At 39.5% G+C, this 12,709-nt stretch carries 10 protein-coding genes; 9 read left to right on the top strand and 1 reads right to left on the bottom strand.

Annotation, left to right across the window (positions count from 1 at the left end):
• Window positions 1-112: 112 nt before the first annotated feature.
• Window positions 113-1,492, bottom strand: coding sequence for a branched-chain amino acid transport system II carrier protein (brnQ, locus tag HMPREF2988_RS07990; protein WP_002291696.1), 1,380 nt, complete (start codon window positions 1,490-1,492; stop codon window positions 113-115).
• A gap of 706 nt (window positions 1,493-2,198) precedes the next feature.
• Here brnQ and HMPREF2988_RS07985 point away from each other — a divergent pair.
• The 9 genes from HMPREF2988_RS07985 to HMPREF2988_RS07945 all read left to right on the top strand — a co-directional run bounded on the left by HMPREF2988_RS07985 (window position 2,199) and on the right by HMPREF2988_RS07945 (window position 12,689).
• The gene (locus HMPREF2988_RS07985) at window positions 2,199-3,170 is read left to right on the top strand and encodes a PhoH family protein (protein WP_002291698.1); all 972 of its coding nucleotides are present in this window, start codon (window positions 2,199-2,201) and stop codon (window positions 3,168-3,170) included.
• Window positions 3,171-3,193: 23 nt separating this feature from the next.
• Entirely contained in the window at window positions 3,194-5,386 is a 2,193-nt protein-coding gene (locus HMPREF2988_RS07980) for an HD family phosphohydrolase (RefSeq protein ID WP_002291699.1), read from the top strand.
• 28 nt (window positions 5,387-5,414) lie between these two features.
• On the top strand, window positions 5,415-5,891 hold the full coding sequence (ybeY, locus tag HMPREF2988_RS07975) for an rRNA maturation RNase YbeY (protein ID WP_002291700.1): 477 nt from the start codon (window positions 5,415-5,417) through the stop codon (window positions 5,889-5,891).
• Window positions 5,875-6,270 (top strand): diacylglycerol kinase family protein, encoded by a 396-nt coding sequence (locus HMPREF2988_RS07970; protein WP_002316408.1) that lies wholly within the window; start codon window positions 5,875-5,877, stop codon window positions 6,268-6,270. The genes ybeY and HMPREF2988_RS07970 overlap by 17 nt, the downstream gene beginning before the upstream one ends.
• Window positions 6,271-6,284: 14 nt before the next feature.
• A complete protein-coding gene (era, locus tag HMPREF2988_RS07965; protein ID WP_002288753.1) occupies window positions 6,285-7,184 on the top strand; it encodes a GTPase Era in 900 nt (299 codons plus the stop codon).
• 142 nt (window positions 7,185-7,326) lie between these two features.
• The gene (gene recO, locus HMPREF2988_RS07960) at window positions 7,327-8,145 is read left to right on the top strand and encodes a DNA repair protein RecO (protein ID WP_024635544.1); all 819 of its coding nucleotides are present in this window, start codon (window positions 7,327-7,329) and stop codon (window positions 8,143-8,145) included.
• A 385-nt stretch (window positions 8,146-8,530) separates the two neighbouring features.
• A complete protein-coding gene (gene glyQ / locus HMPREF2988_RS07955) occupies window positions 8,531-9,448 on the top strand; it encodes a glycine--tRNA ligase subunit alpha (RefSeq protein WP_002305598.1) in 918 nt (305 codons plus the stop codon).
• A gap of 1 nt (window position 9,449) precedes the next feature.
• Window positions 9,450-11,525 carry a glycine--tRNA ligase subunit beta gene (glyS, locus tag HMPREF2988_RS07950; protein ID WP_060475367.1) on the top strand — a complete coding sequence of 692 codons (2,076 nt, stop codon included), beginning with the start codon at window positions 9,450-9,452 and terminating at the stop codon, window positions 11,523-11,525.
• A 384-nt stretch (window positions 11,526-11,909) separates the two neighbouring features.
• Window positions 11,910-12,689: a hypothetical protein gene (locus HMPREF2988_RS07945; protein ID WP_070770370.1), complete on the top strand. Its 780-nt coding sequence runs from the start codon at window positions 11,910-11,912 to the stop codon at window positions 12,687-12,689.
• Window positions 12,690-12,709: the final 20 nt, after the last annotated feature.

The following is a 12,709-nucleotide window of genomic DNA, read 5'->3' as shown; positions in this document are numbered from 1 at the left end:
TGTGCTCGTAAAAAAGAAATCTAAAAAATAGCTAGACGAAAGAATAGGATTCTTTCATCTAGCTGGTTTTTTCCTGTTTAATATTTCTTATGTTAAATTGTGTTTGATTTGGTTATTCTTCTGGTAGTTCATTCGCTTCTTGTTTGTACCCTGATAGGCGATAGGCGTAATAGAAGAGTAAGCTGCCAGCGTAACCAAGTAACGTTGGGACCATCCAGCCAAGTCCTAATGCAGCAAAAGGAACGTGATGATGATAAAATTCGAGCATGCTTGCTACAACTCTTTGTTGACTCACTAAAGCAGGCGAATTTGCCAGCATATCCAATACGGCGGGAACAGCAGCAAACAACATCGTTACTTGATAGACAAATGGTGTCTTTTGGAAAAATTTTGCTGTTAAGGAAAGCAAGATCAACGCAAGCGACAATGGGTACAAAAGCATCAATACTGGTAAAGACCATTGGATGATATTGTCCAAACCAGCATTTGCAACGACAAAAGAGACGAAAGTCGTTAACCGCAGCCATGTCATATAACTGACTTTAGGGAACAGTTTATGGAAATCTTGTGCAAAAGAAACAACGAGTCCCATAGCGGTAGTGAAGACACCTAATGTGACCATCACTCCTAAGAAGCTAGCGCCGAAGTTACCTAAATAAAAATTAGTAATCTGAGAAAGTGCAGTTCCGCCATTTTCTGATAAAGACATCTTATTCAAACTCATCGCACCGAGAAGAACAAGACCAAAATAGATCATGACTTCTAGCGCAACGCTCAGGCTACCAGCTTTTGCTGTTAATTCTGTGACTTTTTTATCTTTGAAACCAAGGTCACGGACTGCATGGACAAAAGTGACACTTAAGGCAAGCAAGGCTACTGCATCAACCGTGTTATAACCTTCTAGGACACCATTTGTTAAAGCGTTTGTTTGGTAAGTATCTGCAGCAGATTGATTTAGATTTCCCATTGGGTGGAATAAAGAAACGACAAAAATGATTGCTAATAATGCAAGAAACAAGGAGTTTAGATACTTTCCGACGTATTTGACCAACCGTGTGGGATGGACAGTAAGGAAATAAGCAAGTAAAAAGAAAAGAGCAGAGAATAAAAACATACCTAATGAATTATATTTTTCAGGCAAAAATGGTTTAGCAGCCATTTCAAAAGCAGTAGCAGCTGTCCGTGGTGTACCGAAAAATGGTCCGATCGTCAAATGAACAAGGATTAAGAACAAGGCAGCATACCATTTTCCGACAGGTTTAGCTAAGTCATACAGACCATCACTTTTTGTCACTACTACAGCTAAGATAGCTAGTAATGGGAAAAGAGCGCCTGAGATGGCAAATCCTACGCCAGCACTGACCCAGTTTGCGCCAGCCATTTGACCTAAGTGGACAGGAAAGATTAGATTACCTGACCCGAAGAACATCCCGAAGATAAGTGAACTGACCATCAATAGTTGTTTCCATGAATAAGTTTTTGTTTCTTCCATAAATTTTTCCTCCAATAATTATCATTTTGATTGACGATATAAACGTTGCAGCAATTAGTAATGCCACTAATATCAGATTCCATGAAAACCACCACCTTAAAATATAAAAAAAAGCCCTTTTCCACTTGGGAAAAGGGCTCTAGATTCTAGAACGGTACCACCTTTTTTCGCTTAAAAAAGCTTCTTCATTCACGGACGCTTTTTGATAAAGTTATCCGCTAGCCTGATAATGGAGGCAGCCACAATGATCTACGTTTTCGACATTGACTCGGAAATGATGTTCGTCTATTCGATTTATTGTCATTTCTCACTTACATGACTCACTGGGAATAAATCGTTGAATAGCCTACTGTTTTCCTCGACGCTTTGCTGTATGTTTATTTGTTGACGTAATAATACACCTGTTTTTTTTGAAATGCAAGAATATTTTAACTATTTTGTTTTCTTTTTTTGAAACAAGAAAAATACCTAGAGAATACTTGCTGAATGAAACGGAATATTTTGTTCTCCACTTTCATATAACTTACATTCTCAGATTCTTTTTATCAAAACGAGACCTTTAGCGAATGGAAACGGCTATTTTTTAACGTTTCTTGGTACGTATGGTTAAACGACTCTTTTACAACCTTTTCTTATTTGCTATATAGTTTCTTCTGAGTATGGTAAAATAGGAAAGAATGAATCGAAAAAAAGGGGATGTCTATTTTTGACGGAAGAGTCTAGTTCTTTAGAGATTAGATTGACAGCTGCTGATGATGTCAGCATGCTTTTAGGTGCACACGACAAGCATATAAAATTGATCGAGGAAACAACGGAAACAACCATCCATACACGTGGAGAAATCATTCAGATCATTGGTGAACAATCCCAGATTTCCTTGGCTGCCTCAGTCATTCGGACATTACAGGAATTGATCAAACGAGGAATCCACGTAAGTACGCCCGATGTTGTGACGGCATTGAAAATGGGGCAAAAAGGTACATTAGATTATTTTGTTGAGATGTATGAGGAAGAGATCGTCAAAGACCGTAATGGAAAACCTATACGGGTAAAAAACAGCGGTCAAAAGAAATATGTTGAATCGGTAGCCAAACATGACATCGTATTTGGTGTAGGGCCAGCCGGAACAGGGAAAACGTTTCTTGCCGTAGTATTAGCAATTGCTGCCTTAAAAAAAGGCGAAGTGCAAAAAATCATTTTGACACGGCCCGCTGTGGAGGCAGGGGAAAACCTAGGCTTTCTACCAGGGGATCTGAAAGAAAAAGTGGATCCTTATCTGCGGCCTGTTTATGATGCTTTATACCAAATTTTTGGATTGGATCATACGAACCGATTGATGGAACGAGGCGTGATCGAAATCGCACCTTTAGCTTACATGCGGGGGCGGACATTGGATGATGCATTCGTTATCTTGGACGAAGCACAAAACACGACAGTCGCTCAGATGAAAATGTTCTTGACCCGTCTCGGTTATCAATCAAAAATGATTGTCAATGGGGATACAAGTCAGATAGACTTGCCTCGAGGGACGACAAGTGGTCTTGTTCATGCAGAACGAACACTAAAGCAAATCAAAAAAATCGATTTTGTTAATTTTGAAGCAAGTGACGTTGTTCGGCACCCTGTAGTTGCCGAAATCATCAAAGCTTATGAAAAGGCGGATCTTCATCAAGAATAAGCTTTGCTTAGGAGGATAAGCACATGTTGAATAAAACACTGCAGAAACTACAAGAAAAACTCGGAAAGGCAGCATTGCCTTTCCTTCTGTTCTTGTTTTTTATCATTGTCTGCGGCGTTACATTTAGTAGTGTCAAACAAAAGGCCAATGATTTTAGAGAAGGCCAAGTAGCAGAAGAGAGTATCCGTGCGAATAAAACGATCGAGAACACGGAAGAAACCGAACAAAGAAGAAAACTGGCAGCAGAAGCAGTGACTCCAGAATATACTTATCAAAAAGATCTGGCAGATGACCAGAACAATCGGATCAAGCAATTATTCGAATTGATCGATAAGACGAATGATACCATCAACAAATCTTATAATGACAAGGTAGATAAGGCGAAGGAAGATGAAAATATCCCGAAACCTACTACAGAAGAGCGGATTGCTACACTGAAGAAAAATTTTGAAAACGTGAATGCAGAAAACGTTGCGTTTTACCAAAAACTGCCGAACAATTTTTATTCGACGATATTTGAAATGACTGAAACGGAAATTCACACGGTTAGGGATGAAAGTTTGAAGCTCATTGACGAACAGATGAGTAAACAAGTTCGTGAAAGCGAATTGGAAGCTTTTAAACAAGAAGCAGAAGATCAGATTCAGTATTTGAATGTCACAACAGAGCAGCAACAAATGATTCGCTACTTAGTGGATCAAGGCATTGTAGTCAATGATGTATTGAATGAGAAAAAGACAGAAGAATTAAAACAATCTGCACGAGAAGCTGTACAACCAGTGATGATCTTCCAAGGAGAAATCATTGTTCGCGAAGGAAATCAAATTGATGCTTCAGCGATGAAAAAATTGGAATTACTAGGATTGACGAATCAAACGACTTCGATTTTCCCACTCATTGCCATGGTTTTAGCTGTTTTGCTTCAAATCGGTGTACTGATTTATAATTCACTTCAATTCCAAAACGCAGGAGAAAGAACAAAATACGTACTTTTCTACGTGACAGCAATGTCAGTCAGCGTAGTACTAATGAAATTTTTCCAACTCTTCCAAACAGAACAAGCTGCTTATATTCCGCTGTTTTACCCCGCGGCTTTTGCTCCACTTGTTTTAAGCTTTTTCTTGAATCGAAGAGCAGGGATCATGGCTGGTATTTTCCAAGCAGTATCCGCACTTTTCATTTTTTATGATTCGATTGGCACGAACTTTCTGACAGTTATTTTGATGTCCTATGTATTTTCTGGTCTCATGGCAACGATCGTCAGACGCAAACGGATCTCAGAACAAGGGTTATCCGCTGCTATGTGGGTCATTATTTTCCCTGTGATGATGGATGTCATTTTGATTATCTACCAAGGAATGAGCTTTGGGGATGCAACGACTTGGTTAACACTAGTCTGCGGATTCACAGGTGCATTGTTCTCATTCTTGCTGACGATAGGTCTGCACCCCTATATTGAATTGATGGTCAATGATGATAGTGTGATCGTATTAAATGAACTCAGCAATCCTAATCATCCTTTATTGAAACAGTTGCTGGAAGAAGCACCAGGTACGTATCACCATAGCATGATGGTAGCCAATCTAAGTGCTAATGCGGTAGCAGAAATCGGTGGACGTTCTTTACTAACTCGAGTAGCTTGCTATTATCATGATATCGGCAAGATCAAACACGCCAGTTTTTTCGTTGAGAACTTGCCTTCAGGAGCGGAAAATCCGCACAATTTCTTATTGCCAGAAGACAGTAAACATATTATCTTTGGACATGTGACAGATGGTGCCAAAATATTGGAAGATTATAATATGCCGCAAATGGTGATCGATATTTGCAGACAGCATCATGGAACCACGCTGATGCGTTATTTCTACGTTAAGGCAAAGGAACGCAACCCGGAAGTCACGGAAGAGCAATTCCGTTATCCTGGACCAAAACCTCAAAGCCGTGAAGCAGGAATCGTCAATATAGCTGACAGTTGTGAAGCGGCAGTACGGGCAATGGACCATCCAACGAGCGAAAAAATCGAAAGTTTTGTCCATAATCTTATTGAAGAGCGTATTTCCGATGGACAATTGGACGACAGTGGATTGACGTTAAAAGAAATCCGTAAAGTAGAAAAATCATTGATCAGCGGTTTAAGCAGTACCTTCCATTCTCGGATCAAATATCCTAAAATGAAATCGGAAGTTGAGAAGATAAAAGAAGAACAAGAAGAATAGCAAGAAGAATAGAAAGAAGCGATGTATAATGGATATTACCTTCATGGATGAAACAAACCAAGTCTCAGAAGAGAAAATGAAAGAAATCGACGACTTGTTGCAATTTGCAGCATCATATTTAGAGTTGCCAGAAGAAACAGAAATGTCTGTTACTTTCATGGACAATGCAGCGATCCAAGTAATCAATCGTGATTACCGTGGAAAAGATGCACCGACAGACGTCATCAGTTTTGCCTTGGAAGAAGAGGGCGAAGACGAAATCCCAGTGATTTTTGAAGATGGAGAGAATCCATTACCTCGTGTACTGGGAGACATCATGATCTCTACTGAACGTGCTGCAGAGCAAGCAGAAGCTTACGGCCATTCGTATGATCGGGAACTTGGCTTTTTAGCGGTTCATGGATTCTTGCATATCAACGGGTATGACCATATGACACCAGAGGATGAGAAAGAAATGTTTGGTTTACAGAAAGAGATCTTAGATGCCTATGGACTTAAAAGATAAAAACGTAGAGAAAAACAAACATTTCCTGATGTCCGTGGAATTTGCCGTCCAAGGAGTCAAAACTGTTTTTGAGGAAGAACGCAACATGAGGAAACATGTTGCGTTCGGAATCCTCGCTTTGTTTATGGGCGTGATTTTCCAGCTTGATCGGATAGAATGGTTATGGCTGCTTTTAGCTGTTTTTCTCGTATGGATAGTAGAGATCATCAATACTGTTTTTGAAAATGTCGTAGACATGTTTACGGATTTTCATTTTCATCCGATTGGGAAAAAAATCAAAGATATGGCAGCTGGAGCAGTTTTAGTGACCGCTTGTTTTGCCGTCATCGTTGGGTTGATTTTATTTGTCCCTAAAATATATCATTTGTTGTTTAATTAAAAAGGAGAACATATATGCCAGAACATAAATCAGGGTTTGTCGCAATCGTCGGCCGCCCGAATGTAGGAAAATCCACGTTATTGAATCGAATCGTGGGTCAAAAAATTGCCATCATGAGTGATAAGGCACAGACAACTAGAAATAAAATCCAAGGAGTATATACTACACCAGAAGCTCAGTTAATTTTTATTGACACACCAGGAATCCATAAACCAAAGCATCGTTTAGGAGATTTTATGGTAGAAGCAGCTTACAGTGCGTTGAAAGAAGTGGACGCGGTCTTATTTATGATCAGCGCTGATCAAAAACGCGGCCGGGGAGACGATTTTATTATTGAACGTCTAAAAAACGTGCATTCTCCTGTTTATCTGATTATCAATAAAATCGATAAAATCCATCCAGACGAGTTGTTGGGAATCATCGAAGATTATTCAACGCAGATGCCGTTTGCACAAGTGATTCCAATTTCTGCTACAGAAGGAAACAACGTCGAACGTTTGATGGATGTATTAGTCAGTGAAATGCCAGAGGGCCCACAATATTTTCCAGATGATCAAGTGACTGATCATCCTGAATACTTCATCGTTTCTGAATTGATCCGTGAGAAAGTCTTGTTTTTAACACGAGACGAAGTGCCTCATTCTGTCGCAGTCGTTGTTGATTCGATGAAGCGAAACGAGAATGATAAAATCCATATCCAGGCTACGATCATCGTCGAAAGAGATAGCCAAAAAGGGATCATTATCGGTAAAGGCGGAAAAATGCTGAAGCAAGTAGGAACGAAAGCAAGAAAAGATATCGAAAATCTTTTAGGAGACAAAGTCTTTCTAGAACTTTGGGTCAAAGTTCAAAAAGACTGGCGAGACAAAAAAGTCTATCTGCAAGACTTCGGCTACCGAAAAGACGAATACTGATATTCTGAGCTTCTTGTAAATTAGGTATAGAAATAAACTGGATAAAAATCCGCGTGTTGAGAAAAGCTGCGGAAGATCGCAACATAAATAATCTGGATCGGCAGAATCTGCTTTTCCAGATTTATTTTTTAGGAGGGAGAATATGAGCCAGCTTGCAGAATCAAAAGGCTTGATTTTATCTAGCCGTAACTACAAAGAAAAAGATAAATTAGTCAAAATCTTTACGGAATCTTCTGGCAAAATGATGTTTTATATCAAAGGGATCCATCGGCAAAATCAGCCCTTAGCTCCGGCTTTGCTCCCTTTTACTGAAGCAGTTTATATCGGGAATTTTCGAAGTGAAGGTTTGTCATTTTTAAGCAGTGTCAAAGATGTCCATGCGTTTCGACACATCCAAGAAGACATCTTTTTGAGCGGCTATGGCACATATTTATTGAATCTAGTAGATGCGGCAATCGAAGATCATCAGTACGACCCGCATTTGTTCCAGTTTACGCAACAAGCACTGCAACGGATGGACCAAGGAGACGATGCAGAAATCATCACGAATATTTTTGAAGTCCAAATACTGCAACGCTTCGGAATTGCACCAATCTGGACACACTGCGTCGTATGTGGGGAAACAAAAGGAAAATTTGACTATTCTTCCAAATATGGTGGTGTGATATGCGAAAGACATTGGTCGATGGACGATCACCGTTATCATGCAGATCCTCGAGCTGTTTATTTCGTTCGGATGTTTTCAGCTATTTCTTATGATAAAATCAGTGGAATCCATCTGAAAGAAGAAACCAAACAAGCAATCCGTGAACTCATCGACCAGCTGTATGATGAATATGTCGGTATCCATTTGAAAAGCAAAAAGTTCATCGATCAAATGAAGTCTTGGGCACACGTATTAAAGACGCCAGAGAAAGACATGTCTGAAAAAGAAAAAGAGACACCTGAAAAAGAAGAATAGTAAATGAAAGATACAACAAAAAATCAAAACCATTTGACAAACACAGGGAGTTCCGTCTATTATTAACCGTAGATCAAATAGATCGTTCACTTAGAGGATCTATTATAGAAACAAGAAAACTGCAAAATGAATACGTACATTGACCAAGATCAGTAAAAAACACGTGGTTTAGCGAGTTCGGGAGAGTGGGAGCCGGACCCAAACGATTTTTGAAGAGGCACTTGCGAGTACGATAAATGAAGCTGCCGAATCTTTATTCGGAAGTAGGGTGGAACCGCGAATTATTCGTCCCTATGTCTGTAATCAGACATAGGGATTTTTTGTCGTTTTCTTTCCTGTATTCTTATTTGACAGCAACGCTTTAAAATTGAAAGGGGCAAAACAGATGAGTAAAAAATTGACCGTCCAAGATATGATTTTAACATTACAAAAATTTTGGTCATCAAACGGCTGCATGCTGATGCAAGCGTATGACACAGAAAAAGGAGCAGGTACGATGAGCCCATATACCTTTTTACGGGCAATCGGACCAGAACCATGGAATGCTGCTTACGTAGAGCCATCTCGCCGACCAGCTGATGGACGTTATGGCGAAAACCCAAACCGTTTGTATCAGCATCATCAATTCCAAGTCGTGATGAAACCTTCACCTGAGAATATCCAAGAGCTTTATTTAGAAAGCTTGCGCCTTTTAGGAATCGATCCATTAGAACACGACATCCGTTTTGTTGAAGACAACTGGGAGAACCCATCCATGGGCTGTGCCGGTGTGGGTTGGGAAGTATGGCTTGACGGAATGGAAATCACACAGTTCACGTACTTCCAACAAGTTGGTGGACTGCCTTGTAAACCAGTCACTTCTGAGATCACTTATGGATTAGAACGTCTTGCTTCTTATATCCAAGAAGTTGAAAGTGTCTATGATTTAGAATGGGCTGATGGCGTGAAATATGGCGAGATCTTCAAACAACCAGAATATGAACATTCCAAATATTCTTTTGAAGTAAGCGACCAAGACTTGCTACTAAGCAACTTTGATCGTTTTGAAAAAGAAGCTAAACGCTGTATCGATGAAAATCTTGTTCATCCGGCGTATGATTATATCTTGAAATGTAGCCATACATTCAACTTATTAGATGCCCGCGGTGCAGTATCCGTAACAGAGCGTGCCGGTTATCTTTCTCGCATCCGCAACATGGCTCGTGCTGTAGCCAAAATCTTTGTGGCAGAACGCGAAAAATTAGGATTCCCTTTGTTGAATAAAAACACAGCAAATCCAGAAACCGTGAAGGAGGCTGAATAAGATGGCAAAAGACTTATTACTTGAAATCGGGCTGGAAGAAATGCCTGCCCATGTTGTCACACCAAGCATGAAACAATTAGAAGAAAAAACAGCAAAATTTTTAGATGAAAACCAATTGACTTATGATACGATCGAAACATTTTCCACACCGCGCCGTTTAGCAATCAAAGTAACAAATATTCCAGAACGACAAGCGGACAGTGAAGAAGAAGTCAAAGGACCAGCCAAAAAAATTGCTTTGGACGCAGATGGAAACTGGACGAAAGCAGCGGAAGGATTTGTCCGCGGACAAGGTCTGACGACAGACGCTATCACATTTAGAGAATTAAAAGGTGTGGAATATGTCTATGTAACGAAATACACTCATGGTAAGGAATCCAAAGAAGTATTGACAGGTTTAGCAGATGTCATTAAAAGCCTGACTTTCCCTGTAACGATGCATTGGGCAGAATACGATTTTGAATATATCCGCCCTATTCACTGGATCGTGGCATTGTTAGATGACGAAGTAATCCCATTCGAAATCTTGGATGTCAAAACAGGCAGAGCCTCTCGAGGTCATCGTTTCTTAGGCGAAGATGTGACATTTGCGCATGCAAAAGAATATGAAGAAAAATTGAATGAACAATTCGTCATTGCGTCTCCGCAAAAAAGACAAGAAATGATCGTTACACAAGCCAATGAATTAGCCGAAAAAAATCATTGGGTTATTGATCTAGACGAAGATTTATTAGAAGAAGTCAACAATTTAGTCGAATATCCAACTGTCTTTTCTGGCGACTTCGAAGAAAAATATCTTTCTGTTCCTGAAGAAGTACTAGTCACTTCTATGAAAGAACATCAACGTTATTTCGAGGTACGGAATGATCAAGGTATGCTGCTTCCTCATTTTATTTCTGCTCGTAATGGTGATCGGGTAAAATTGGAAAATGTGGTTCGAGGCAATCAAAAAGTATTGACGGCTCGTTTAGAAGATGCGGAATTCTTTTATAATGAAGACAAGAAAGCTTCAATCGACCAATACGTTGAAAAACTAAAAACTGTTACTTTCCATGAAAAAATCGGTAGTATCTATGAGAAAATGCAGCGGGTACAAGTCATTGCCCGTATCATTGGCGAACAAGTAGGACTATCTGAGGAAGAATTGATGGATCTGCAACGAGCTGCTGAAATCTATAAATTTGATCTAGTAACCAACATGGTAGGGGAATTTCCTGAACTACAAGGGATCATGGGCGAAAAATATGCTCTGCTGAAAGGCGAGAAACCTGCTGTAGCGACAGCGATTCGTGAGCATTACATGCCTATATCCAGTGAAGGAGAGCTACCTCAGTCTACAGTAGGTTCTGTTTTAGCGATTGCAGATAAATTAGATAGCATCTTTTCTTTCTTTGCTGTTGGGATGATTCCAAGCGGTTCAAACGATCCGTATGCCTTACGTCGCCAAGCATACGGTGTCGTTCGGATCATCGAGTCGAAAAAATGGGCCTTTCCTTTGTCTGTTCTGCAAGAAACGATTAGTGATGTTATCAGTAAAGATACGGATCGTTTCGGCATTGGTCTATCAGAAGGACAACAACAAGTGATCGACTTTATCAAAGGGCGTCTACGCCAATTATTGACCACGAAGAACATCCGTCATGATGTCATTGATGCTGTTTTGAATGCGGAACAAAAAGATCTGACAAAAGTATTTGCAGCAGCACAATTGTTCAAACAACATCTTGCAGATGAAGACTTCAAACCTTCAATGGAAGCTTTGACACGTGTCGTGAACTTAGCGAAAAAAGCGCAGCTTGAAAAACAATCAGAAGTAGACCCTGAGCTGTTCGAAAACGACGCAGAGAAAGAATTACACAAAGCAGTAGAAGCAATGAAAGCAAGTTTTGCTGACCAAACGATCCACGAAAACTACGACCAGCTTGTCGCTCTTCGTCCACTGATCGAAAATTATTTTGATCAAACGATGGTCATGGCTGATGAACCAGCAGTACGTAAGAACCGACTAACACAACTTAGTCAAATAGCTGCCATGGCTTTGTCATTAGCAAGCTTGGATCAAATCATCACAAAATAGTCTTTTGTTTGAAAAACAGAGAGCATGCACGAAACGTGCTGTGTCTCTGTTTTTTTGTTATAAATATAAATAGCTGTTATTAATTCTATTTTAATAATTTTTGTTATTTTATTATTTGTTCGAATTTTCAAAACGCTCATGAAAAGTGAGGAAATAAAAATGAAAACGATTAACAACAATCTTGTTATTGTTTTATTTACTTTTAAATTAGAAATTTCCCTAGTCAAGAAAACTGTTTGTGGTATGATTATATAGGGAAAACCCGTTTATAAATATTTCTATGAATATATTAGTTTAATTATGCTTTTAAAATAAAAAGCGCTCATTCTGATGTGAATGAATCACATCTTTATTTATCTATCATCAATATTTAGGAGTGAATCTATGGAAAAGCCGTTCGTCAAGTTATTGGCTACTGTGGCGGTAGGCACAGGCGCTACTGTGATTTGCTTGTTTGGATACCATCTCAATAATCAGCGGCAACATCATCAACGGATCAATTACGCAGAATCTGCCATCACCAATCAAAAAGACACCGTGACCTCTTTATCAAAAGAAGTAGATAAGCTGTACAGTACAAAAGAAAAAATTTTCCTAAATCCTGAAATAACAGAAGAAACAGTTTCAAATTTGTCACATAAACTATCTTCTATCAAACTTTCGGCAGATGATTATGACATCAAGGAATCAGAATTACCTAAAGAAGCTGCTGCGATCCAAGAAGAAAAGAAAGCAATCTTAACGCAGTTAGAGGATGCAGAATCAAAACTGAAGATCCAGACGGCTGTCAATAAATTATTTACTAAAAACGTATCAAACTGGCAGCAAGCTGTGGATGATGTCATCATCAAAGAAAAGTTAGCAAGTGCAGATGTCGCCCATATACGTGAAAATATGAGCTTTTTTAAGGATAGTGCTTGGAAAACGGTCGTTATGCAATATCTAGGATTCGCTGATACCCAAATTGCACAAGTCACGCAACTAGATCAGCTATTCGATACGATGCTGAAAGATGGTCAAGTAACAGCTACTGCTACTTACGATCAATATTTGACCGCACTCAGTCTCATCGAACAGATCCGGAATGAAAAAATAAGAGCCGCATACGCGTCAAAAGCAGAAACAGTCGCTCAGCAAATGGGCTATAGCAATACGAGCTATTAATAGTAAAAGCGAGGATTCAA

Source organism: Enterococcus sp. HMSC061C05 (assembly GCF_001814765.1).
In the GTDB taxonomy this organism is placed as follows: domain Bacteria; phylum Bacillota; class Bacilli; order Lactobacillales; family Enterococcaceae; genus Enterococcus_B; species Enterococcus_B lactis.
This window is presented reverse-complemented; position numbering and strand designations above follow the sequence as displayed.